We start from the raw sequence: 24365 nt of genomic DNA, 5'->3' as shown, positions 1-24365 counted from the left end.
ATGTTCCAGGCCGTCATCCGCGCCCTTCTTAGGGCCGCTGTCACGCTTTTTCTTGCGGTGACCTTTACCTTCATCATCCTGCGCGTCAGCGGTGATCCCCTGCATTCGCTGTTGCCGATCGAGACGCCGCCGGAAGTCGTGGCGCTGATGCGTCAGCAATGGGGCCTCGATCAGCCGCTCTACATCCAATACTTCTCCTATCTCGGTCATCTTCTGCGCGGCGATTTCGGCACGTCGCTGGTGAATGGACAGAATGCACTGACGCTGGTCTTCTCCAAGGTTCCCGCCACATTGGAGCTGATGGGAGCCGCGCTGGTGGTGGCATTCGGTGCCGGCGTGCCGCTCGGCATCCTCGCCGCGCAGAACCGTGGCAGTCTGATCGACCGCTTCGTCATGGCGCTGGCGGTGCTGATGCACTCCCTCCCGAATTTCCTTATCGCCATCCTGCTGATCCAGCTTTTTGCCGTGTCGCTGCGGCTGCTGCCGAGCGGCGGCGGATCGACGGCGGCGCATCTGGTCATGCCGGTTCTGGTCATCGGTCTCTACAATGCCGGCATCATCGCCCGTTTCGTACGTTCCAGCACGCTGGAGGTCTTGGGGCAACGCTACATCCTGGCGGCACGCGCCAAGCGGATCGGCGAGCGTGCTGTCCTGTGGCAGCATGTCATGCCCAATGCGGCTTTGCCGCTCCTGACGATGCTCGGATTCCTGATCGGCGGCATGATCGGCGGAGCGGCTGTGGTCGAGACCGTCTACGCCTGGCCCGGCGTCGGCCGCTTTCTCGTCTCCTCGGTGGCGCAGCGCGATCTCAACATTGTGCAGACCATCGTCATTCTCGTCACCGCCACCATGGTGAGCGCCAACCTGCTCATCGATTTTCTCTACATCCTCGCCGATCCGCGCCTGCGGCATCGGGCGGCGGCCTGAGCCGTCTTTTCGAAAGGTATCACCATGGCGAATGCCGCAACCGGCGTGGACGATCTGACCAAGGCCAAGGCCGGGAGGTCGCCTCGCAGCGCCAGGCTGGATCTGATGACCGCGATCTGCGTGATCGTGCTCGTCACCTTCATTGTGTTTGCAGTCTTCGCCAATGTGCTTGCGCCCTACGGCTTCGCGCAGATCGATCTTCATGCCCGCAAGGCGCCACCGCTCCTGTTCGGCGGTACCTTTCGGCATGTTCTCGGCACGGACGAGCTCGGCCGCGATATTCTGAGCCGCGTTTTCTACGGACTTCGCACCAGTCTCCTGATCGCGCTCGGCGCATCGGCGATCAGCGTCACGCTCGGCACGATGCTCGGCCTGCTCGCTGCCTTTCGTCGTGGATTTGCCGACACGCTGATCCGTGTGGCCGTGGATTTCCAGGCGTCAATGCCGTTCCTGATCATCGCGCTCGCCGTACTTGCCTTCTTCGGCGACAACCTCTGGCTCTTCATGGGGCTGCTCGGCCTGTATGGCTGGGAGCGCTATGCCCGGCTCGTCCGCACCATGGCCGGGCTGGAGTTGGAGCGCGGCTATGTCGCGGCGCTGAAGCGCAACGGGGCGAGCACCGCGCGTATCGCAGTCATGCATGTGCTGCCGAACATTCTCTCGGTCGTGCTGGTCAACCTGACAGTGGTGTTGCCGGAAATCCTGCTGCAGGAATCGGTGCTGAGCTTCCTTGGCCTTGGCATCCAGCCGCCGTTGGTAAGCCTCGGCAGCATGGTGGGAGCCGGACGTGACTACATGATGACCGAATGGTGGATCTCGATGCTGCCGGGGCTCGTGATCTTCCTGCTGTCGCTGTCGATCAGCCTGATCGGCGACTACCTGCGCGACGCTTTCGATCCGACGCTGCACTAAGCTTTCAGCAATAAGTGTTTCATATCCAAGGAGAATTCCCGTGCCTTTGTCTCTTCACGCCGCCCGCCACGGATCGCTTCGCATTGCCGCCCATCGCGGTTTCAGCCGGCATTTTCCGGAAAATACCATTCTCGCCTTTCAGAAGGGCGTGGATGCCGGTGCCAACGAGAGTGAGATCGATCTGATGCTGACCCGCGACGACAAGATTGTCGTCATGCACGACCGCACGCTGGAGCGCACCACCGGCGGCTGGGGCTTTGTCGGCGATCATGATCTCGACGATATTCTGGCGCTGGATGCCGGCGCGAAATTCGATCCTCGCTTTGCCGGCGCCCGCGCGCCGACGCTTGCCGAAGCGGTCGCCTGGGCCAAGCAGACCGACACGCGCCTTGCCATCGAGATGAAGGAGCGTGAACGCGCCGATCGCCTCGCCGATGTCATGATCGGCACGCTGCGGGACATGGACGCGTTCGAACACGTCGCCATCTCCTCTTTCGATCATCTCGATCTGCGCCGCGTGAAGGAAATCGAGCCACGCTTGCAGACGGAGGCGATCCTGCATCATCGTCCGGTGGATCTGATCAACTCCATGCGTTTAGGCGGTATCGATGGTGTCTCGCTGGAATTGAACTACTTTCATCGCGCCGACGCAGAAGCCTTGCAGGAAGCCGGGATCGCGGTGCGCCTGAGCCTGCTGCTGCCGGAACGGATTGCGAAGTACTGGCAGAGCGGCCGGGACCCGCTCCCGATGATCCGGCGTTGCGTCAAGGACAGGCTGATTGACGGCCTGATCGGCGACGATGTGGATTTTCTTTGCATGCTGAGCAGAAGTGCCGCTGAACTCGAAGGCTGAACCGGCTTTTTCCGGCTATGACCGTGGCATCCGCCGATCGGAGGATGGCGCGGTCGATCTCATTGCCGATTATTTTCCTGAACATATCCCTGGTTCAGCAAAATAGTCTGCAATATCGCTCGTCCGCGCAAAACTGACACTTCAATTTTCAAAACTGAGATGTTAGTTTTGCGTTCATGTTCGATACTCAAAGCCCCTTCCTGCCGACCGGCATGCCGGATGCTGTCTCGATTGCCGAGGACAGGCTGAGGCATGCCGTCATTTCCGGCGCGCTTGCGCCTGGCGAGCGGCTGTCCGAGGTCGGGATTTGCAAGGACTATGGCGTGGGGCGCGGCATCGTGCGTACTGCTCTTGCCCGGTTGGCGCATTCCGGCTTCGTTTCGTCCCAGCCGCGCAGCGGCTGGAAGGTAACGCCGATCACCGCCATCGGTCTGCGGGAGGTGATCCTCGGCCGTCGCCAGCTTGAACCGTTGTTGGCCGATGTCGATCTGCCGCCGGAAGAATTCAGGCGTCTGGAGACGCTGTGCGATATGCATGCGGCTTTGGTTGCCGCGCACGCTGCCGGCCTGGAGGAGCAGATCGCTTTGGCGCGACGCTACGAGCGTCAATTGAAGCATTTGCTGGTGACGCATTTGAGAGCGCCGTTGATTGCCGGCTGGCTCGAAAATCTCTGGGATAAATCAGAGCGTTATGTCGGTTTCCTCGAGGCGAGTGGCGGTCAGAAATTGCCGCTGGCCGATTGGAATGTCTTTGTCGATGCCAAGCGCTCGGGTCGTGCGCAAGCGGCACGCGAATGTCTGGCGGAAATCTGCGAGACATTTGCGCGATTCACGCGGGCGCGGTTTCTGGAAGCCGACGTTGTCGCCGTCGAGCCAACTTCGAAGAAGGCGAAGGCATCGGCGGCGGATTTGCCCGTAACCGTCTTATCCAAGAGCGAAGTCAACCCGAAGCGGGCGAGTTAGCGCGCCCTTCAGTTTTCCTGCGGTCTCCAATAATGGGAGCAAGACGTGCCTGCATTCATCGCCAAGCGTCTGTTGCAGGCCTTCGTCGCGTTGTTCGGCGTGGTAACGCTCGTCTTTTTTCTGCAACGGCTGACCGGCGATCCCGTGCTGCTGCTCGTGCCGCCGGATGCGAGCAAGGCCGATATCGACATCATGCGGGCGGCCCTCGGCTTCGATCAGCCGCTTTATCTTCAATATCTTCGTTTCTTGGCAGGCCTGTTGCGCTTCGATCTCGGTCAATCCTATGTTCAGCATCTGCCCGTCTTGGATATCATCGGCAGCCGTGTTCCCTATACATTGTCGCTCGCATCGGGCGCCTTGGTGGTGGCGTTCGGTCTTGGTGTGGCGATCGGCGTTCTCATCGCCGTGCGCCGTCATTCCTGGGAATCGCGCTGGCTGATGAGCTTCGTGCTGATCGGTCAATCGATGCCAACCTTCTGGACGTCCATTCTGCTCATCATGCTGTTCGGTGTGGTGCTGCGATGGCTCCCGACATCGGGTGCAAGCGGCATGGTGAGCCTGCTGATGCCCGCTTTCGCCCTGGGCTTCCTGTCGATGGCGACCTTCGCCCGTGTCGCCCGCACCGCCGTTCTGGATGAATTGGAAAAGGACTATGTCCGCACCGGCCATGCCAAGGGCTTGTCGATGGCGCGCATCGTCATACGCCATTTGTTGCGCAACGCAGCCGTGCCGCTGGTGACGATATCGGCGCTCGAAATCGCCAACCTGCTGACCGGCGCCATCATTATCGAGACCGTATTTGCCTGGCCGGGCCTTGGCCAGTTGACGATACAAGCAATCAGCGCGCGTGATTTCCCGATCGTGCAGGGCGTCGTGCTGCTCGGCGCGGCCGCCGCCATTCTGCTCAATCTTCTCGCCGATATTCTCTACAGCGTCATCGATCCGCGCATTCGTCTCTCCGGGAGGCAAGCATGAGCGTTTCGGCCGCCGGATCGGTAAGACTTATTCGCCGCACACCAACGGGCGTCGTCATCTCGGTCGTCGTTTTGACTCTGATCGTGCTGATGGCAATCTTCGCTCCGTTGATCGCGCCTCACGATCCGAACACGCAAAATCTCCTCGGCCGGCTGAAGCCGCCAGGCACGGTGGCGCGCAATACGCTCTATCTGATCGGTTCCGATGAACTGGGACGCGATACGCTCAGCCGCCTGATCTACGGCGCTCGGGTTTCGCTGTTCGTTGCGGTCGCCTCCGTACTGCTGTCGGGAATTTTCGGCTCCGTCATCGGTATGCTCGCCGCTTTCTACCGCGGCTGGACCGAGACGCTCATCATGCGGCTGGTCGATATCGTTCTCTCCGTGCCGGCCATTCTTCTGGCGATCATTACGGTTGCGGTGCTTGGTCCCGGTCTTCTCAACGTCGTGCTGATCCTGGCGTTGACCCGCTGGCCGCGCTATGCGCGCGTTGCCTATGGCCAGACGCTGACAGTCGCCAACATGCCCTATCTGCGCTTGTCCCGGTTCATGGGGGCGGGGTGGTTTCGCGTCCTTTGGCGGCATGTCCTGCCGAATATTGCAGGCGGGCTGATCGTTGTTGCAACGCTTGAATTCGGGCTGATGGTGCTGTTCGAGGCCGGCCTTTCCTTCCTTGGCCTCGGCGTGCAGCCGCCGACGGCCAGCTGGGGCGCGATGCTTTCGACCGGGCGCAATTATGTCGCAACGGCTTGGTGGCTTTCCGTCATGCCCGGTGCCGCGCTCTTTCTTCTCGTTCTTTCCGTCAATTTCATCGGTGATCACCTGCGTGATCGCCTCGACCCACGGAGCAGTTGAGTTACATGGTTGATTTTTCAGAGGACTTCAAAGGGAAACGCGTTGTCGTTACAGGTGCTGCGGGCATCTTCGGCGGCTGGATTGCCCAGGCTTTTGCAAATGCCGGGGCGCATGTCCTTATGACGGACAAAGATCCGGCCCGCCTCGGCGCCACTACCGAAAGTCTCGCAGGCAGCGGGCATCTGCAATTTGCGGCGGATCTGACATCGGATGCCGATATCGAGGCATTGCTCGCCTATGTCGCCGAAAATTGGGGCGCGGCCGACGTTCTGGTCAACAATGCCGGCATTTACCCATCCGGCTTCCTCCTCGATATCAATGCTGACGACTGGGATAAAATCTTCGGTATCAATCTGCGTGCGCCTTTCCTGCTGTCACAGGGGATAGCGCGCCAGATGATCGATCAGGGCGTCAAGGGTTCAATCATCAACATCTCCTCCGGTGCGGCGCGCAAGATGCGGCGCAGCGTTGTGCCCTATTGCGTTTCGAAGACGGCGCTTGACCGGTTGAACAAGGGTCTTGCCATCGAGCTTGCCGAGTTCGGCATCCGGGTCAACATCGTTGAACCTGGCTTTGCGCCCGGCAGCGAAGTCAGCCACCTGACGCAGGAGCATATCGACAGCGTGCTCGGCAACATCCCGCTCGGCCGTCCTTCGCAGCCGACTGATGCGGCCAATGCCGTCCTTTTTCTTGCGTCCGATGCCGCTGCCTATATCACCGGCTCGACGCTGGCGACCGACGGCGGCAACTCCATTGGGTCGCTTGCCGTCTATCAGGCGAAGAAGAAGCCACTGTAAGTCGGGAGGAAAAGGACATGGCCCAGGATACGGTCGAACCTCCTAGCAGCTTCTCACCCTTTCCCGCCTATGAATGGCCGGAAGGCAAGAAGAGTGCTGTTCTTCTGAGCGTCGATGTCGACGCGACCTCGCCCTTTCTCTGGGAACAGAGGGAGGGGCTGTCCAATCGCCTGTCGCGATTGGAGGTCCGCCGCTTCGGCCTGCGCACCGGCATGACCCGTATCCTCGATCTCTTTGCACGCTACGATGTTAGAGCAAGCTTCTATGTGCCTGGCGTCGTTGCAAAATCCAATCCTGAGCTTTTGCCGGCGCTGGTTGACGCGGGGCACGAAATTGGGCTGCACGGATATTTTCACGAGCTCGTCGGCGATATCGGTGACGAGGAATTCAGCGCCGCGTTCGATGCCAGCCTGGCGCTCTTCGTTTCCCAGACAGGACAGAAGCCGATGGGCTTTCGCTCGCCGGCCTGGGAAATGACGCCGCATATGCTGGCCGAGATTCGCCACAACGGCCTTGCCTACGACTCCTCCCTCATGGGCTTCGATCATCCCTATGAGATCGACGGGGTGGTCGAGATTCCCGTGCAGTGGGCGCTGGATGATGCGATCTTCTTCAAGTTCGAGAATAGCGGCAACGAACGTTGGGCACCGTCCGCCGGCGCTCAGGTACTGGACGACTGGCTTACGGAATGGCGTGCCCAACACCGCTTCGGCGGATTGTTCACGCTGACTATCCACGACTGGATCTCAGGCCGGGCGCAGCGCATCGCCATGCTGGAAAAGCTGCTCGACGCGATCACCGCCGAGCCGACAAGCTGGGTCGCCACCGCTGCCGATATCGCTCGTCACCATGCGTCGTCGAATAACCGGGCCCGCTTTGCCGTCGAGCCGGACATTCCTTCCGCCATCGGCCGATCCCGCTTCGGTCCCTCGCAGTCTGGAGCGCACGCATGAGCGAGACCTGGCACATCGGAAAGCATGAAACGCGCAGCAGACACGGTATGGTCGCCTGCCAGAATTGGCGAGCGGCGGAAGCCGGAGCCGCTGTGCTGTCGAGGGGCGGCAATGCCATCGATGCTGCGGTGACGACGGCGCTCGTCCTCAGCGTCGTCGAGCCGTGGCTTTCAGGTATCGGCGGTGGCGGCTTCATGGTGCGTGCCGATGCCGGTGGCGCGGTGGATGTCCTCGATTTCAACGTGATCTCGCCTGCCGCGATCAATCCCGCCGACTATCCGCTCGTTCCCGGCCGCGATGGCGATTGGTTCGATTGGCCATCGGTCGAAGGTGACCGCAATCTGATCGGCCACAGCTCGATCTGCGTACCAGGCGCCATTGCCGGTTTTGCTGAAGCGCTCGCACGCTTTGGCACGATCTCCTGGGCCGATGCCCTCGCCCCGGCCATCGAGCAGGCGCATCGCGGCCTGCAGCTTGATTGGTATGCAGCGCTGGCGCTGGCGATCGACGGGGCCAATCTGGCGCAATTTCCGGCAGCGTCGGAACTGTTTCTGCACAATGGCCGTGCGCCGCGCGTGCCGGAGGGTGGACGGACGACCTTCCTGCCGATGAAGGCGAAGGCGAGGACGTTGGAGAGGCTGGCCGCCGCCGGCCCGCGTGATTTCTATGAGGGTGAGCTTGCCCACCAGTTGATCAAGGGGCTTGCCGACGGCGGCTCGGTGCTTTCGGAACAGGATTTCGCCGACTACGCGCCGCGTTGGCTGGCGCCATTGAAGCAGGAGTTCAAGGGACTTGTGGTCCATTCCGTGCCGGAGCTTTCGGGCGGCCCGACACTCTGCGCGGTATTGTCCGAACTGGAGACCAGCCTTCCGGACAATGATCCCTTCGGTGGGATTGCGGCTCTGGCCTTTGCCCGCGCAATCAGGCGCGCCAGCGAATATCGGCTCAAGAATCTTGGCCATGCAGCCGGAGAGAGCTGCACCAGCCATCTCAGTGTTGTCGACGCTGACGGAACCATGGTCTCGCTCACAAACACGCTGCTGTCACGCTTCGGTTCGAAAGTCGTGGTGCCGGAGACGGGCTTCGCCTTCAATAACGGCATGATGTGGTTTGACCCACGTCCGGGCCAGCCCAACTCCATCGCGCCGGCCAGCAAGCCGCTGGCCAATATGTCTCCGATCGTCGCGACGCGCGACGGCGTGCCGGAGCTGGCGCTCGGTGCGGCCGGTGGCCGGCAGATCGTTCCGGCAGTGACGCAGATCCTCACCTATGTCGCAGCCTATGGTCTGTCGCTGGAGGATGCCTTCCTCAGCCCGCGCATCGACGCCAGCGGCACGACCATCCGTGTCAATAGGACAGCAGCATCCGACGTGGCACCGACCGTCGCCTCTGAATTCAATGTCGAAGTCATCGATGACACGCTCTACCCCGTCAATTTCGCTGTTCCTTCGGCGGTTCTCCGGCGTAGCGGCATCAATACGGGCATGGTTCATCCGAAGAACCCATGGGCTGCCGTTCGCGAGGCTGACCCCAGATGACCGCTCCGGTCCTGACCGTCGAAGACCTGCATATCTCGATCGGTGGCAAGCCCGTCGTCGACGGTGTCGGCTTTTCGGTTTCCGCCAGCGAGATCGTCACGCTGGTCGGCGAATCCGGTTGCGGCAAGTCGATGACGGCCTTTTCGGTCATGGGCCTGTTGCCGCGTGTCGCCGCGAGAAACAAAGGGTCGATCCGGCTGAACGGCAAGGAGCTGGCTGGTCTGGATAATGCCGCGATGAAGCGGCTGCGCGGCGACGAGATGGCGATGATCTTTCAGGAGCCGGTCGCTTCGCTCAATCCGCTGATGCCGATCGGCAAGCAGATTGCCGAGAGCCTGATCGTTCATCGCGGCGTTGGGGGCAGGGAGGCGCAGCGGCAGGCGATCGCCATGCTCGAGGAGGTCGGCATTCCCGAGCCGGCCATGCGCTTCCACCAGTTTCCCTTCGAACTCTCGGGCGGCATGTGCCAGCGCGCCATGATCGCCATGGCGCTGATCACCCGGCCGCGCCTGCTAATCGCCGACGAGCCGACGACGGCGCTCGACGTGACGATCCAGGCGCAGATTCTGGAGCTGATGAAGCGGCTACGTGCCGAAACCGGCACTGCAATCCTGCTGATCACCCATGACATGGGCGTCGTCGCCGATATCGCCGACCGCGTGGCCGTGATGTATGCCGGCCGGATCGTCGAAGAGGCGTCCGTCGATGCTATTTTTGACGAACAGAGGCATCCCTATACGCGGATGCTGCTATCGACCATTCCGAGGCTGGATGGCAAGGCGAAGGCGCTATTGCCGACCATCAGCGGCACTGTTCCGGATATCGGCGCCTGGCCGGAAGGCTGTCGGTTCTCGACGCGCTGTCCCTTGGCTGACGAGGACTGTCGGCAGACGCCGCCGCTTGTGGCCGCTGGCGCGGATCGCCGCGCCGCCTGCTGGCATCAATATCTGACGGGAGGGCTCGCATGACCGGGCCGCTTCTTTCCGTGCGTGACCTTCGTGTGCATTTCCCGATCCGTGGCGGCTTTCTCGGTCGTCCGGTCGGCTGGTTGAAGGCGGTCGACGGCGTCGATCTCGATATTGCACCGGGAGAAAGCCTGGCGCTGGTCGGTGAATCCGGCTGTGGCAAGTCCACTCTCGGCGCGACGATCCTCGGGATGCAGAGCGCGACATCGGGCAAGATTGTCTTCGAGGGCGAGGATGTGACGAGCGATGCCTCGGTGCGCCGCGCCGATCTTTCGCGAGACATCCAGATCGTGTTCCAGGATCCGGTGTCTGCCCTCAATCCGAAGCTGACCATCGGGGAGAGCATTGCCGAGCCGCTGATCATCCATGGCGTCGGCACGCGGGAGGAACGTCGGCAACGGGTAGGGGAGTTGCTCGAACTCGTCGGTCTCAATCCGGGCCACGTCGACCGCAAGCCCAATGCCTTTTCCGGCGGCCAGCGTCAGCGCATCGTCATTGCCCGCGCCATTGCGCTACAGCCCAAGCTGCTCATTCTCGACGAACCTGTCTCGGCGCTTGATGTATCGATCCGTTCGCAGATCCTGAACCTGCTCCTCGAATTGCAGCAGCGTCTGGGCCTGTCCTATCTCTTCATCTCGCATGATCTTTCCGTGGTGCGCCACTTCGCCGATCGCGTCGCGGTGATGTATCTTGGCCGGATCGCGGAGACCGGATCGACGGCGCAGGTTTTCACAAAGCCGGTTCACCCCTATACGGAAGCGCTGCTCAGCGCCGTGCCGCTGCCCGATCCCAAGGCACAGCGCCGCCGGCAACGCATCATTCTGCAAGGGGATCTGCCGAGCCCGGCCAATCCCCCAGCGGGTTGCCGCTTTTCGACGCGATGCCCCATCGCCGTGCCGATCTGCCGGACGGTCTCGCCTGAGCTTGAAGCGGTTCAGCAGGGTGGCCATTCCGCGGCATGCCATGTGAGAACGCCCGATTTCCTAAAGGAGTAGATGATGATGTTTCGAAAGCTTCTTGTTTTAACGGCGGTCTTCGGGCTCGCTCTTCTTCCGTTCACCATGTTGGCCCAGGCTGCTGAAAAGCAGCAGATCGTCGTGGATCTCGTCAATGAGCCGTCGACGCTCGATCCGCAGCTGCAATGGAATCCGGACAGCTATTTCGTCTATCGCAATATTTTCGACAATCTCGTCACGCGCGACAATAGCGGCAAGATCGTCCCCGAGATCGCCACCTCCTGGAAGAGCCTGTCCGACACAAAAATCGTCTTCACCCTGCGCGCCGACGTGACCTTTCACGACGGTACGCCGCTGACGGCGGAAGACGTCGCCTTCAGCGTCAACCGCATCATCGATCCGAAATTGGCGAGCCCGCAGCGCAGCCAGTTCGCCAAGATCGCGAAGGCCGAGGTCTCCGGCGAGCATGAGGTGACGCTGACGCTACAGAGCCCCTACCCGCCGCTGCTTGCGCAGCTCACCAAGCTGTCCATCGTCCCCGAGCACGTCGTTCAGAAAGTCGGCGACCAGGCGTTCAATCTGGCACCTGTCGGCAGCGGCCCCTATAAGTTCGCCAAATGGGATCGCGGCGTTGCCGTGACGCTTGTTCGCAACGACAGCTATTGGGGCAACAAAGGCCCGTTCGAGCAGGCAGTCTTCCGCGCAGTGCCTGACGCCTCCACGAGACTTGCCGACCTGCAGGCCGGTGTGGCCGATTTTGCCCGCGCCCTGACGTCCGATCAGGCGGCGCAATTGTCAGGTTCGGAGACGGTCAAAGCCTTGCCGATACTGACGGAGAGAATGTCTTTTCTCCGTATCAACCCGAACAAACCTCCTTTCGACAATCTGAAACTGCGTCAGGCGCTCGCATACGCCGTGGACAAGGTTGGCATCACGCAGGGCATTCTCGGTGGGTTCGATAAGCCGGTGGCTCAGATGATGACACCGGCGCATTTCGGCTGGAGCGACAAGATCACCGGACTGCCTTATGACCCGGACAAGGCAAAGGCCCTCATTGCCAGCGCCGGCAAGCCGCCGAAGTTCCAGTTGACCGTCGGCACCTTCTTTGACCAGCGCGTGGCGGAAGCCATATTGCAGGAATTGCAGGAAGTCGGCTTAGACGTCGAGATTTCGCAGGTCGACACGCCGACCTTCCTGCAGTTGGTTCAGAAAGGCCCGGTCGATGCTCCGCCCCTGGCGCTCAGCACAAATTCTTGCGCCTGCCAGGATGCCGACGGCGTTGTGAACTATCTGTTCCACACGGGCAGCACCTGGGCGATCGTCGCCAAGCCGGAGATCGATACCCTGCTAGACGACGCAGGCTCGTCGCTCGATCAGCAGAAGCGGTTGGCGGATTATGAAAAGATCAGCCAGTTGATCGTGGATGATGTTTACGCTGTGCCGCTCTATCAGATGATTGCGATCTACGGTGCCGCAAAGCCGCTGAACTTCCAGCCGACGCCGAATGAAAGCTTCTTCCTGAATCGAATGAGCTGGGCCGGATAAGTATCTATTATTTTATGCAGAACCCCGCCGGTGCGATCACCGGCGGGGTTTCGATTTATCGCCCGATCAACGGCCCTTCTGCTTCCGCCACTCGGCGAATTTGGCCTTGGGGGCGTCGCTGGTTGCCGGATAAAGGCCGATGATGGTCGCGCCATTCAGCACTTCCTCGGTGACGAAATCCTCGTAGGCGGTCATTTCCACCGTCTCGTCGGCAATCTCGTCGGCCAGATGGGCAGGGATGACGATGACGCCCTCATTGTCGCCGACGAGGACATCGCCGGGGAAGACCGCGACATCGCCGCAGCCGATCGGGACGTTGATTTCGATCGCCTGATGCAGTGTCAGGTTCGTTGGCGCGGAAGGGCGATGATGGTAGGCGGGGATATCGAGAGCGGCGATTTCCGGGCTGTCGCGAAAGCCGCCATCGGTCACGACACCTGCGACGCCGCGCACCTGCAGCCGCGAGATCAGGATCGAGCCGGCCGAGGCGGCGCGGGCATCCTTGCGGCTGTCCATGACGAGGATTGAGCCTGGCGGGCATCTTTCGACGGCAGCGCGCTGCGGGTGCTCGGGATTGCGGAAGACCTCAAGCGTATTCAGGTCTTCGCGCGCCGGAATATAGCGCAGCGTGAAGGCCTGGCCGACCATGTTCGCCTTCTTCGTCGACAGCGGATGCACATCCTGGATGAACTGGTTGCGCAGGCCCCGCTTGAAGAGCGCGGTGGCGATGGTCGGTGTGGCGACGCCCAACAGCTTGTTGCGCGTCTCACTGCTCAGCACGTAATTGCTCATGAGATATATCCTTTGCGATCAATAAATGTCGGGTTCGCCCGGCGACGGGCCGAAACCGGGTTCCAGGAAATCGAAGTCGCAGCCGGTATCGGCCTGCGCGACATGGCGGTTGAACATCCAGCCATAGCCACGCCCGAATTTTTCGGCCGGCTTCACCCAGGCGTCGCGTCGCCGCTGCAATTCATCTTCGTCGACCAGCATATCGATGCGGCGTGCTTCGAGATCGAGGCGAATGATGTCGCCGTTCTTCAATAGCGCCAACGGACCGCCGACATGGGATTCCGGCGAGACATGCAGAATGCACGCCCCATAGCTCGTGCCGCTCATGCGGGCGTCGGAGAGGCGGAGCATATCGCGATGGCCCTGCTTTAGCAGCGCCTTCGGGATCGGCAGCATGCCCCATTCCGGCATGCCCGGTCCGCCCTGCGGTCCGGCGCCGCGCAACACCATGACGTGATCGGGCGTGATGTCGAGGTTCTCGTCATCCACCGCCGCCTTCATCTCCGGATAACTGTCGAAGACCAGTGCCGGCCCCTGATGCTTGTGGAAGCGCGGATCGCAGGCAGCAGGCTTGATGACCGCGCCCGTCGGCGCAAGATTGCCTTTCACGACGGCAAGCGATCCCTCGTGATAGACCGGATTGTCGAGCGAACGAATGACATCGTCATTGTAGCATTTGGCGCCTTCGAGGGTTTCGCCGAGGGTAACGCCCGACACGGTGAGGGCGGAGAGGTCGAGCTTCGAGGACAGCTTCACCATCAAGGCTCTGAGGCCGCCAGCATAGTAAAAATCTTCCATGAGGTAGGTCTTGCCGGTTGGCCGGATATTGGCGAGCACCGGCGTCGTGCGGCCGGCCTTGTCGAGATCGTCCAGCTTCAGGTCGACGCCGGCGCGGCGCGCCATCGCGATCAGGTGCACGACGGCATTGGTGGAACAGCCCGTCGCCATGGCGACCGCGACAGCATTATTGAAGGCGGCTGCCGTGACGATCTTCGATGGCACGAGATCCTCCCAAACCATGTCGACGATGCGGCGGCCAACGGCCGATGACATGCGGATGTGGTTAGCATCCGGCGCCGGGATCGAGCTGGCGCCCGGCAGGGTAAGGCCCAATGCCTCGGCAATTGCCGTCATCGTGCTCGCCGTGCCCATGGTCATGCAATGGCCGTAGGAGCGGGCGATGCCGGCCTCGACATCGACCCATTCCTTCTCCGTAATCGTGCCGGCGCGACGTTCGTCCCAGAATTTCCAGCCATCCGAGCCGGATCCCAGATATTCGCCGCGATAATTGCCGCGCAGCATCGGCCCGGCCGGCAGGTAGATCATCGGCAGGCCCATGGAGAGCGCCCCCATGACAAGGCCCGGCGTGGTCTTGTCGCAGCCGCCCATCAGGACGGCGCCGTCGATCGGATGCGAGCGCAGCAGCTCCTCCGTCTCCATCGCCAGCATGTTGCGATAGAGCATGGTGGTCGGCTTCACATAGCTTTCCGATAGCGACAGCGCCGGCAGTTCGAGCGGGAAACCACCGGCCTGAAAGACGCCGCGCTTCACGTCTTCGACGCGGTGCTTGAAGTGCGCGTGACAGGGGTTGGCGTCGGACCAGGTGTTAAGGATGGCGATGACGGGCTTTCCGGCCCATTCTTCCGGCGCATAGCCCATCTGCATGGTGCGCGAGCGATGCCCCGAGCTTCTGAGGTCGTCGGGTGCGAACCATCTGGCGCTGCGCAGTTCTGCCGGTTTCTTTTTGCTGCTCATTGTATTCCAGCCTTGTATTCAACGGTTGGTCGAAGAGATAAATCCGCGCGTAGGGTCATTCCTTCATGCCCCATTTAAGCAGGGTGCGGCGCTCGATCGTCTGGAACACCAGGTTCTCGACAATAAGCCCAATAACGATAACCGTCAGCAGGCCTGCGAAGACCGCGGGGATGTCGAGAAGGTTGCGGTTTTCGAAGATGAACCATCCAAGTCCACCCTGGCCGGAGGAGACGCCGAAGACGAGTTCGGCGGCGATCAAGGTGCGCCAGGAGAAGGCCCAGCCGATCTTCAACCCCGTCAGGATCGATGGGAAGGCGGCGGGGATCAGGATGCGGAAGACATAGGAAAGCCCGGTCAACCCGTAATTCGCGCCGACCATGCGCAGGGTGCGCGACACGCCGAGAAAGCCGGCATGGGTGTTCAGGGCAACTGCCCAGAGCACGGAATGCACCAGCACGAAGACGAGGCTTGCCGGCCCGAGGCCGAACCATATGAGGGCAAGCGGCAGCAAGGAGATTGCCGGCAGCGGATTGAACATCGCCGTCATGGTTTCGAGGAAATCGGTGCCGATGCGGGTGTTGATGGCGACGACAGTCAAAATGGCGGCGAGGACCGTCCCCGTCACATAGCCGGTTATCAGTACCTTCAACGTCGTCCAGATGCGCTCAGGCAGAACGCCGTCTGCGAAGCGATCGTAGAGCGCGCTCAACGTGTCGCTCAGCGTCGGGAACAGCAGCGGATTGTCGAGGTGCCGCGCATAGACTTCCCAGATGATGGCGAGAATTACGATCAGCAGCGATTTGCGGAAGAAACTCGACTGCCAAAGGAGTTCGAGGGCGCCGAGTTTCTGTTCGACAGCGGCGATGTGGTTGGCGGAATCGGCCGCATCGGCTGCAAGGATGATCTGCGGTGCGCTCATGGCCTATTCCCTATGTCCGGCTTCGGCAAACAGCATGTGATGGATTTCCTGCTCCAGCTTGGCGGCAGCTGCCGTGTCGTTGCGGACGGATTCGACATTGCGGACCTCGGCCTTGACGCGGCCGGGATGCGGCGACAGCAGCAGGATGCGGTTGGAGATCTTGATCGCCTCGGCGATCGAATGCGTGACGAAGATGACGGTGAAGCGCGTATCTTCCCAGAGCTGGAGAAGCTCGTCCTGCATCTGCCGGCGGGTCAGTGCGTCGAGTGCGGCGAAGGGCTCGTCCATCAGCAGGATATCGGGCTGCATGGCCATGCCGCGGGCGATCGCCACGCGCTGCTTCATGCCGCCTGAAAGCATGTGCGGGTAGGTGTCTACGGCGCGGGTGAGCTTCACCTTGTCGATATAGTCGCGAGCGATCGCTTCGGCCTCGGCGCGGGGCAGGCGGCGGGCGGTCGTCAGCGGAAACATGACGTTTTCGAGGACGGTCTTCCAGGGCAGCAGCTGGTCGAACTCCTGAAACACCATCATCCGGTCGGCGCCCGGTTTCTTGACCAGCTGCCCCTTGATCTCGATGCGGCCGCTCGTCGGCGTCAGATAACCGCCGATCGCCTTCAGCAGGGTCGATTTTCCGCAACCGGACGGTCCGAGCAGCACGAAGCGATCGGATGTCTCGACGGAAAAGCTGACGTCCTCGGTGGCCGTGATTAGAAGGTTGGGCGTCTTGTAGCGAAGCGTCACCTTGTCGACGTTCAAGAGCGGTGTGCCGGCGATTGCCGTTTGGGTCGTTGTCGGATCGGCTGCGATTTTTGCCTGAAGCATGAAGGCTCCTCCAAGAATTGGATCGAGAGGCGGCATTTGCGCCGCCTTCCCGGATCAATTGCCGTTCAGATCGGCGGCTTCTGGCAGATAGTAATCCGTCCAGGCCTTCGGCATCGTCTTCAAGGTTCCGACCTTGTGGAGATGAGCCGCGAACTTCATGGTTCCCTGTGGGTCCATGCGGAATTCCATCATGTGCGGCTGGTTCAGGATAGCCAGAAGGTCATCGACGCTGGTCTTGTCGCCGCTGACAGTCTTATAGGCTTCGACCGCGGTCTTCGGATCCTTCTTGATCACATCGATGGCGTCGGCCGTGGCCTGGCGGACTGCCTTGATGATCGTCGGATTGGCCTCGGCGAATTGCGTGGTCGTGAAGAAAGTGCCCTGGGTCAGCTCGCCGCCGATGATGTCGCGTGAGTTGACGACTTCATGAACGCCCGGCTGCTTCAGCTCCAGATACTGGAAGGGTGGCGCCGAGAAATGGCTCTTCACCTCATGGTTCTGGTTGGCAAGCGCCGCCATCGCATCGGGATGGCCGAGCTGCACCGTGCTGGAGTCGAACTTGTGCACCTGATCGTCGCCATACATCTGGGCGGCGGCCATCTGCAGCAAGATCGCCTGCGTCGAAACGCCGACCGTCGGGACAGCGATCCTGTCGCCCGGCTGGATGTCCTTCAGGGATTTGATGCGCGGGTCGCGCGACACCATGATGACCGGCTGGGCGGAGTTGGTGACGATGCCCTTGACCTTGCCTCTGGTGCGGTCCCAGAGCAGCAGCAGGTTGCCGGTGCCGGTATTGACGATATCGACATTGCCGGCAAGCAGCGCATCGGTCTGCGCACCGCCGCCGCTGAAGGTGCGCCAGTCGACTTTGACGCCAGCCAGACCGTCGGCCTCAGCTCGTTTCTCGATCAGCTTCTGCGTCTCCATGACGTGACTGACGAGATAAAGGATGCCCGGCTGGCGCGTGATTGAAATATCCGTCTTCTCGGCGGCGCCGGCGGACAAGGCGCTGGCAAGCACGAGACAGGTCGCGGTCAGGCCGCGAAGAAAAGCTCTCATCATTTCCTCCCAAAAATGATCCAAACGCATGAGATTGCGTTGGCATGGATAGACTAAAGCACTAATGTATCAGTGCATCAAGTCCCAAATTGTGTTTAATGGGCTGAGAGCTTCGATCAGGAAGGTGGCCGCGTGAAAGTAAACCCGAGAGAATTTACCCTGGACCGTTCGCGCCAGGTTGCGCCGCAGATCCTGGAAATCCTGCGGTCCCGTATTCTTTCGATGAGCCTGCCGCCGACGACGGTGCTGTCGCGAATCTCGCTGCAGAGCGAATTCAACGTCAGCCAGACGCCGGTTCGCGACGCCTTGATCCGGCTGGAAGAGGAGGGGCTTGTCGAGGTCTATCCGCAATATGCCACCGTCGTCTCCAGGATCGATATCGGCAACGCCAGGGAGGCGCACTTCCTGAGACTATCGATCGAGCTGGAGGCTATCCGGCGCCTGACGGCTGAAGAGCCGGCGGAGACGGCCGCCGCATTGGCGCAGGTTCTGGCCCGGCAGGAGCATGTCATGTCGCCCGAGACCTACGACTTCTTCGATTCGCTCGACAAGGATTTTCACCGGGTTCTCTTCGAGAGGGTCGGGATATTGGGGCTGTGGGCAACCGTTCGCCGCCAGAGTGTCCATCTCGACCGGCTACGCCGCCTGAACCTGCCGATGCCGGGCAAGCTGCAGCAGGTCATGGCCGACCATCGCGCCGTTGTCGATGCTGTCCGGTCGGGCGATGCGGAATTGGCGGTTGCGGCCCTGCGCAAACATCTCTCCGGAACGCTGTCGATCATCGATCTGATTTGCGAACAATATCCGGACTATGTCCGCCGATAGGGTGGTGATCAGGCATGCAGTTGGGCGGTTACCCGTCAGATTTGGGGGACGAAAATTCTAGTGTTAGGCCTTTGATGAAGGCCTCGAAGTTCTGGGCGACCATCGTAATACGATAATCGAACGCCTCATCCACATGCACGACCTTTGGCTCACCTGCCGGTCCGGACTCCCGATAGTCAAGGCATAACATGTCATGTCCGGCAGATGGGCAATCGCAAAAATATACCCCTATGGGTGGATAATCCCAGTCGTCTATCCAGAACTGACTTCCCATGCTGCTGGCCAAAGACCCCTTTGCGTGTCCAATACCGAAAATTCCAGTGATCGCGATGTGATCGGTTGCCCAGGATGTGGGTGATGAAGTCCTGTGTTCTCTGCGAACGGGCATCCCCCCATTCTTCTGACGCATCAACGCGACGTAGGCGGATGGAAGCTTGTAACCCAGTTGCGTTTCAACGGAGGAAAGAAGATTGTCAGTCAACGGCTCATCAAGATATTCTTTACGGGCGAATTCACTGTCGTCCCAAAAATCCGAGAGATCGAAATCTTCGAATGGTTGCGTCATTTTTTCTCGATCCTCACTGGCTGGATTGGGGATTGCGCGCATGCACCGATGTTAATCTGGTTGGAACGGCGGCAATACCAGCTTTTGTCGTTCAAAATTGTAGGCATCATAATGCGAAGCCTCAATGCTGAACTCTCTATTAGCGCCATGAAAATCATCGACGGACGCTCTCGTTGCGCAGGCTGCATTGGCATCAGCTATTCTTCATGCGACAAAAGTGCAGGTTGAAACGAGATATGGAGATTCCTTGACCATCGGACTTGCGCATGCCGAGCTGATTGCGGTTCTGACGGCCGTCACCGGCAACGAGCCCCGGGTGATGACGGTACGCTCCGGCGATGCCTTGCCGTCCGGGCCATTCGAGCTTGGTCATCGAACGCTGCAAAGCGGCCTTCGGGAATGGGTTCAGGAGCAGACCGCGCATCCCGTCGGGTATCTGGAGCAACTCTACACTTTCGCCGACCGCGACCGGAATACAGAAATTCTGGGCGGGCGGACAATCTCGATCAGCTATCTCGGCCTGGTGCGCGAACAGGCTGCCCCCGGAGCCGGCCAGCCGAGCTGGCATGGCTGGTACGAATATTTGCCATGGGAAGACCATCGCAGCGGCCGTCCGTCCGTCATGAGCCAGATCGTCGAGCGCCTGGATGGCTGGATCGACAGCGAAACGGCCAGATGCGATCAGCGCCGACGCCGCGCCGATTTCGCCTTCGGATTGAGCGGAGCCGCCTGGAATGAAGATCTCGTCCTGCAGCGCTACGAGCTTCTTTACGAGGCTGGATTGGTTTCGGAGGCGGGCTGCGCCCAACAGGGCAATTCCGGCCGTCCGATGTTTGCCGATCATCGGCGCATTCTTGCAACCGGGATGGCGCGATTGAGGGCGAAGATCAAATATCGCCCCGTCGTCTTCGAGCTCATGCCGGAGAGTTTTACCCTCCTGCAACTGCAACGCACCGTCGAGGCGCTGGCGGGGCTGACGCTGCACAAGCAGAATTTCCGCCGCCTCATCGAGCAGCAGGATCTGGTGGAGGAAACGGGCGCATCCGAAAGCGAGACGGGCGGTCGTCCGGCCAAGCTTTTCCGCTTCCGGCATGCCATCCTCGAAGAACGCGAACTCGCCGGAACGAAATTACCGCTCTCCCGCAATTGACATATGCTCATATCGAGAATATCTATTTGCGCATAATATGCTCAAAATGAGTATAATAAGGAGCCGGTCATGAATTCCCCCATATCCGCATCCTCCCTTTATGATCGCGTCAGTCGCGTCATTTCCAAAGCCGAATGGATGACGTTTCAGGACGATGTCGAGGCAATCCTCGAGCTGAAGCGCCGCCGCAATGCCGTCATCCTCGCCCATAACTACCAGACGCCGGAGATCTTCCACGGCGTTGCCGATATTGTCGGAGACAGCTTGGCGCTTGCCCGGAAGGCGATCGATGTGGATGCCGATATCATCGTGCTCGCCGGCGTGCATTTCATGGCTGAGACCGCCAAGCTGCTCAATCCGGAAAAGACCGTGCTGATCCCGGACATGGCTGCCGGCTGTTCTCTTGCGGACTCGATCACGCCGGAAGACATTGCACTACTGCGCCAGGCCCATCCCGGCGTTCCCATCATCACTTACGTCAACACATCCGCTGCGGTGAAGGCGGCCTCCGACATCTGCTGCACGTCGGGCAACGCCAAGCAGGTCGTGGAATCGCTCGGCGTTCCCAAGGTGCTGATGATCCCGGACGAATATCTGGCGCAGAACGTCGCGCGCGAGACCAATGTCGAGATCATCGCCTGGCATGGACATTGCGAGGTGCACGAGCTTTTCACCGCCGACGACATACGCCAGCTTCGCGAAAACTATCCCGGCGTGACGGTGCTTGCCCATCCGGAATGCCCGCCTGACGTCGTGAAGGAAGCGGATTTTGCCGGCTCCACCGCCGTCATGTCGGATTATGTCGGCAACAAGCAGCCGGCGCGCGTCGTGCTGCTCACCGAATGCTCGATGAGCGACAATGTCGCCGTGCATCACCCAAATGTCGAGTTCATCCGTCCCTGCAATCTCTGCCCGCATATGAAGCGCATCACGCTCGGCAATATCCGCAAGGCGCTTGAGGAAAACCGGCACGAAGTCACGGTCGACGCGGCGATTGCCGCCGATGCGCGCCGCGCGGTGGAAAGGATGTTGGCGATATGACCGAGATTCTTCACGATCTTTCCGGCCGCGTCGTCATTGTCGGCAGCGGTCTTGCCGGACTGATGGCGGCGCTAACCTTGGCGCCACAGCCCACTGTTATCGTCACGCGCGCGGCTCTCGGCGGGGAGGCATCGAGTGCCTGGGCGCAAGGCGGCATCGCCGCCGCCATGGGAGCCGACGATAGCGCGGAGCTGCATCTTGCCGACACACTTGCCGCCGGTGACGGGCTTTGCGATCCCACCGTCGCCGCGAGCATTATCGCTGAGGCGCCGGCGGCGATTGCTTCGCTGGAACGGGCGGGCGTCCGCTTCGACCGGAACAGCGCGGGTAGCCTGTCGTTCGGCCTGGAGGCTGCGCATTCGCGCCGCCGTATTGTGCATGCCGAGGGCGATGGTTCGGGTGCTGCGATTGTCCGCGCGCTGGTTGAGGCTGTCGCCTACACGCCGTCAATCACCATGCTTGAGGGATATGAGGCTCGCAGGTTGCTTCTGGACGGAGGTCAGATCAGCGGCCTGCTCTGCGCAACGCCAAAGGGGTTGGTGATCCTGCCGACATCCAGGGTGCTTCTGGCGACGGGCGGCATCGGTGGTCTCTTTGATGCAACGACCAATCCGATCGGTAATTTCGGCCAGGGGATTGCGCTTGCCGCAAGAGCCGGGGCGCTTCTGGGCGATATGGAATTCGTTCAGTTCCATCCGACAGCCCTCGATTCCCGCCGCAGGCCGTTGGCGCTGGTCAGCGAAGCCGTGCGGGGCGAGGGCGCCTTGCTTGTCAATGAGAAAGGCGAACGTTTCATGGCGCAGGCTCCTGGCGCGGAACTGGCCCCACGCGATGTCGTCGCTCGCGCCATCAGCGCGGAAATCGCCCGGGGCGGTCGTGTCTTTCTCGATGCTCGTGAGGCGCTCGGCCACCGTTTCGCTGCACGTTTTCCGGTGATCGATGCGCTCTGCCGGGAGGCGGGCATCGATCCGTCCTGTGAGCTCATTCCCGTACGCCCGGCGGTTCACTACCACATGGGCGGTGTCGCGGCGGACGGAAACGGCCGCAGCTCCGTCCCCGGCCTCTGGGTGGCGGGGGAGGCAGCTTCGACGGGCCTGCATGGCGCCAATCGGCTCGCCAGTAACTCTTTGCTCGAGGCCTCTGTTATGGGCATGCGCGCAGCGCAGGACATTGGTGGCGTGTCTTCACGCCCGACAGCTCCTCTGTCGGAGGATTCACACTTGCCGGCTCCCGATGCTTCCCTTGTTCGTCCGATGGTGTCACGGCATCTCGGCGTGCTTCGCAACGCCGGCGCCATCCATGGGGCAATAGCCGCACTGCTGCCGCTTGCCGAAAGTGATAGTGCGGCAGCCGATCCGGCTATCGTGGCACTGCTGATCGCCGTCTTCGCCAATCTGCGCACGGAATCGCGCGGTGCCCATGCCCGTACGGATTTCCCCTTGAAGCAGCAACAGGCGCAGCGTCGGATGATGCGCCTCACCGATGCTGTGGACATCGCCCGATCCGTTATTCCTTATTCCTTCGCCAGGAGCGCCTGACATGACCCTCGTTTCTCTTCCGCGCCTTATTGTCGAGCCGCTGGTCCGCAACGCCCTCCTGGAAGATCTCGGCCTTGCTGGCGACATTACGTCCGTCGCGGTCATTCCCGAGGATCATCGCTCCACGGTCGCCATGGCGGCCCGCCAGCCGGGCGTGGTTGCTGGCCTCGATGCCTCGGAGCTGGCGTTTCAGCTCGTCGACCCCAGCATCGTCATGACTCGCCATGTTCACGACGGTGCCAAGGTCGCGGCCGGCGACGCGATCGCAACGATCGAAGGTCCGTCCCGTGGCCTGCTGACGGCCGAGCGGACGGCGTTGAATTTCCTTGGCCATCTCTCGGGCATCGCCACGGTGACAGCCGGTATTGTCGAGACGATCAGTGGTACGAAGGCGTCGATCGTCTGCACCCGCAAGACGACGCCGGGGCTGCGGGCGTTGGAGAAATATGCGGTGCGGGCCGGCGGTGGCATGAACCATCGTTTTGCGCTCCATGACGCCGTGTTGATCAAGGACAATCATGTGGCAATCGCCGGTGGTGTCGCCGAAGCGATCCGCCGGGCCAAGGTCGGCGTCGGCCATATGGTCAAGATCGAAGTCGAGGTGGATACGCTCGATCAGCTCCGCGAGGCCATGGAAGAGGGCGTTGATGCCGTGTTGCTCGACAACATGACACCCGATCAGCTTCGCGATGCCGTGGGCATGGTTGCCGGCCGGGCGATCACCGAGGCATCGGGCCGCATCACGCCGTCAACCGCAGCCGCCATCGCCGCATCCGGCGTCGATCTCATCTCCGTCGGCTGGTTGACGCACAGCGCCCCGACGCTCGATATCGGGCTCGATTGGAAATCGGTCGCATAGAAGGCGCCGGATCCTTATCCGGTTAAACTACGGTCGGGACCTGCGCTCCATCCATGCTGATGACGACGCCGGTGACGTAGCTCGCCTTGGATGAACTCAGGAACGCGACGACATTGGCGATGTCGTCCGGGCTAGCCATCCGGCCGATCGGGATGCGCTTCAGCGCATCGGCGAGCGCCTCTTCCTCGGTGGAACCGGCAAGTTTTGCGGATGCCTTCAGACCTTCCGCGACCCGATCCGTCTCCGTCAGGCCCGGATTGAGGCCGACGACACGTACGCCCTGGCTGGCATAGGCATTGGCAAGCCCGACGCTTGCGAGCATCAGTGCCGCGTTGGCCGCGCCACCGGCAAGATGGACCGGGGAGGCGATCTTGCCACCATTGCCGATGATGTTGACGATGGTGCCGGAACCGCGCGCGGCCATGCGTTTGATGACGGGATCGAGTACGTTGATATAGGAAAAATACTTCGCATCCATCGCGGCGCGCCAGGCCGCAGGCGTGAGGTCAGAAGCCGGTGTTCGCGTCGCGGCGCCGGCGCTGTTGACGAGGATATCGATGGGGCCGATGTCGTTCTCGATCCTGTCGACGACGTCGAGGGCTTGTGTGTCGGAGGTCAGATCGGCGGCATAGCCATGGGCGCCGGGCAGGCCGGACAATGCCTTGTCGATATTGGCTTGTGCTCGCGAGCAGATGCCGACGCGCGCACCCTCGGATAGGAACAGGCGGGCGCAGGCATAGCCGATGCCCTTCGAGCCACCGGTAACCAGGGCGACTTTATTGGTGAGACCGAGATCCATCTGA

At 61.2% G+C, this 24365-nt stretch carries 24 protein-coding genes; 17 read left to right on the top strand and 7 right to left on the bottom strand.

From position 1 onward, the window contains the following. From AB6803_RS03690 to AB6803_RS03635, 12 genes are all read left to right on the top strand, one after another. Complete coding sequence (locus AB6803_RS03690; RefSeq protein WP_007695847.1) at nt 1-927, top strand: ABC transporter permease; 927 nt, start codon at nt 1-3, stop codon at nt 925-927. Nucleotides 928-951: 24 nt separating this feature from the next. After that, nucleotides 952-1839: an ABC transporter permease gene (locus AB6803_RS03685; RefSeq protein WP_371107590.1), complete on the top strand. Its 888-nt coding sequence runs from the start codon at nt 952-954 to the stop codon at nt 1837-1839. A 40-nt stretch (nt 1840-1879) separates the two neighbouring features. Next, entirely contained in the window at nt 1880-2692 is an 813-nt protein-coding gene (locus AB6803_RS03680) for a glycerophosphodiester phosphodiesterase (RefSeq protein WP_371107589.1), read from the top strand. 176 nt (nt 2693-2868) lie between these two features. Continuing rightward, complete coding sequence (locus AB6803_RS03675; protein WP_371107588.1) at nt 2869-3654, top strand: GntR family transcriptional regulator; 786 nt, start codon at nt 2869-2871, stop codon at nt 3652-3654. A gap of 45 nt (nt 3655-3699) precedes the next feature. After that, complete coding sequence (locus AB6803_RS03670) at nt 3700-4629, top strand: ABC transporter permease (RefSeq protein ID WP_371107587.1); 930 nt, start codon at nt 3700-3702, stop codon at nt 4627-4629. Beyond that, nucleotides 4626-5483, top strand: a complete 858-nt coding sequence (locus tag AB6803_RS03665; protein ID WP_371107586.1) for an ABC transporter permease — start codon at nt 4626-4628, stop codon at nt 5481-5483. The genes AB6803_RS03670 and AB6803_RS03665 overlap by 4 nt, the downstream gene beginning before the upstream one ends. Nucleotides 5484-5488: 5 nt before the next feature. Further along, nucleotides 5489-6280: an SDR family NAD(P)-dependent oxidoreductase gene (locus tag AB6803_RS03660; protein WP_371107585.1), complete on the top strand. Its 792-nt coding sequence runs from the start codon at nt 5489-5491 to the stop codon at nt 6278-6280. A gap of 17 nt (nt 6281-6297) precedes the next feature. Continuing rightward, nucleotides 6298-7233: a polysaccharide deacetylase gene (locus tag AB6803_RS03655; protein WP_371107584.1), complete on the top strand. Its 936-nt coding sequence runs from the start codon at nt 6298-6300 to the stop codon at nt 7231-7233. Continuing rightward, nucleotides 7230-8771: a gamma-glutamyltransferase family protein gene (locus tag AB6803_RS03650; RefSeq protein WP_371107583.1), complete on the top strand. Its 1542-nt coding sequence runs from the start codon at nt 7230-7232 to the stop codon at nt 8769-8771. The genes AB6803_RS03655 and AB6803_RS03650 overlap by 4 nt, the downstream gene beginning before the upstream one ends. Beyond that, nucleotides 8768-9739: an ABC transporter ATP-binding protein gene (locus AB6803_RS03645; RefSeq protein WP_371107582.1), complete on the top strand. Its 972-nt coding sequence runs from the start codon at nt 8768-8770 to the stop codon at nt 9737-9739. Before AB6803_RS03650 ends, AB6803_RS03645 begins: the two co-directional genes overlap by 4 nt. After that, nucleotides 9736-10731 carry an ABC transporter ATP-binding protein gene (locus tag AB6803_RS03640; protein WP_371107581.1) on the top strand — a complete coding sequence of 332 codons (996 nt, stop codon included), beginning with the start codon at nt 9736-9738 and terminating at the stop codon, nt 10729-10731. The genes AB6803_RS03645 and AB6803_RS03640 overlap by 4 nt, the downstream gene beginning before the upstream one ends. Further along, complete coding sequence (locus AB6803_RS03635) at nt 10732-12237, top strand: ABC transporter substrate-binding protein (protein WP_371107580.1); 1506 nt, start codon at nt 10732-10734, stop codon at nt 12235-12237. A gap of 66 nt (nt 12238-12303) precedes the next feature. Here the strand turns inward: AB6803_RS03635 and AB6803_RS03630 are convergent, their stop codons facing one another. Genes AB6803_RS03630 through AB6803_RS03610 form a run of 5 tightly spaced genes read right to left on the bottom strand, consistent with a single transcriptional unit; the run spans nt 12304 to nt 17584 of the window. Then, nucleotides 12304-13029, bottom strand: coding sequence for a ribonuclease activity regulator RraA (locus AB6803_RS03630; RefSeq protein ID WP_371107579.1), 726 nt, complete (start codon nt 13027-13029; stop codon nt 12304-12306). An 18-nt stretch (nt 13030-13047) separates the two neighbouring features. Next, nucleotides 13048-14784, bottom strand: a complete 1737-nt coding sequence (gene araD / locus AB6803_RS03625) for an L-arabinonate dehydratase (protein WP_371107578.1) — start codon at nt 14782-14784, stop codon at nt 13048-13050. A gap of 55 nt (nt 14785-14839) precedes the next feature. Beyond that, on the bottom strand, nt 14840-15703 hold the full coding sequence (locus AB6803_RS03620; protein ID WP_007695876.1) for an ABC transporter permease: 864 nt from the start codon (nt 15701-15703) through the stop codon (nt 14840-14842). Between the two features lie 3 nt (nt 15704-15706). Beyond that, entirely contained in the window at nt 15707-16525 is an 819-nt protein-coding gene (locus AB6803_RS03615) for an ABC transporter ATP-binding protein (protein WP_051696717.1), read from the bottom strand. Between the two features lie 54 nt (nt 16526-16579). Further along, entirely contained in the window at nt 16580-17584 is a 1005-nt protein-coding gene (locus AB6803_RS03610) for an ABC transporter substrate-binding protein (RefSeq protein ID WP_371107577.1), read from the bottom strand. 132 nt (nt 17585-17716) lie between these two features. Here AB6803_RS03610 and AB6803_RS03605 point away from each other — a divergent pair, with 132 nt between their 5' ends. Then, nucleotides 17717-18409, top strand: coding sequence for a GntR family transcriptional regulator (locus tag AB6803_RS03605; protein WP_371107576.1), 693 nt, complete (start codon nt 17717-17719; stop codon nt 18407-18409). Between the two features lie 28 nt (nt 18410-18437). Here the strand turns inward: AB6803_RS03605 and AB6803_RS03600 are convergent, their stop codons facing one another. Then, nucleotides 18438-18974, bottom strand: a complete 537-nt coding sequence (locus AB6803_RS03600; protein ID WP_371107575.1) for an SMI1/KNR4 family protein — start codon at nt 18972-18974, stop codon at nt 18438-18440. A 247-nt stretch (nt 18975-19221) separates the two neighbouring features. Here AB6803_RS03600 and AB6803_RS03595 point away from each other — a divergent pair, with 247 nt between their 5' ends. The 4 genes from AB6803_RS03595 to nadC all read left to right on the top strand — a co-directional run bounded on the left by AB6803_RS03595 (nt 19222) and on the right by nadC (nt 23562). Then, nucleotides 19222-20124, top strand: coding sequence for a hypothetical protein (locus tag AB6803_RS03595; RefSeq protein ID WP_371107574.1), 903 nt, complete (start codon nt 19222-19224; stop codon nt 20122-20124). Nucleotides 20125-20193: 69 nt separating this feature from the next. Next, nucleotides 20194-21165 carry a quinolinate synthase NadA gene (gene nadA, locus AB6803_RS03590; RefSeq protein WP_371107573.1) on the top strand — a complete coding sequence of 324 codons (972 nt, stop codon included), beginning with the start codon at nt 20194-20196 and terminating at the stop codon, nt 21163-21165. Further along, nucleotides 21162-22703, top strand: a complete 1542-nt coding sequence (locus AB6803_RS03585) for an L-aspartate oxidase (protein ID WP_371107572.1) — start codon at nt 21162-21164, stop codon at nt 22701-22703. Before nadA ends, AB6803_RS03585 begins: the two co-directional genes overlap by 4 nt. A gap of 1 nt (nt 22704) precedes the next feature. Continuing rightward, complete coding sequence (gene nadC / locus AB6803_RS03580; RefSeq protein ID WP_371107571.1) at nt 22705-23562, top strand: carboxylating nicotinate-nucleotide diphosphorylase; 858 nt, start codon at nt 22705-22707, stop codon at nt 23560-23562. A 22-nt stretch (nt 23563-23584) separates the two neighbouring features. Here nadC and AB6803_RS03575 read toward each other — a convergent pair whose 3' ends face one another. Further along, nucleotides 23585-24361, bottom strand: coding sequence for an SDR family oxidoreductase (locus AB6803_RS03575; RefSeq protein ID WP_371107570.1), 777 nt, complete (start codon nt 24359-24361; stop codon nt 23585-23587). Between the last annotated feature and the right edge of the window lie 4 nt (nt 24362-24365).

It is taken from the genome of Rhizobium sp. RCC_161_2 (assembly GCF_041355235.1).
GTDB lineage: Bacteria > Pseudomonadota > Alphaproteobacteria > Rhizobiales > Rhizobiaceae > Rhizobium.
This window is presented reverse-complemented; position numbering and strand designations above follow the sequence as displayed.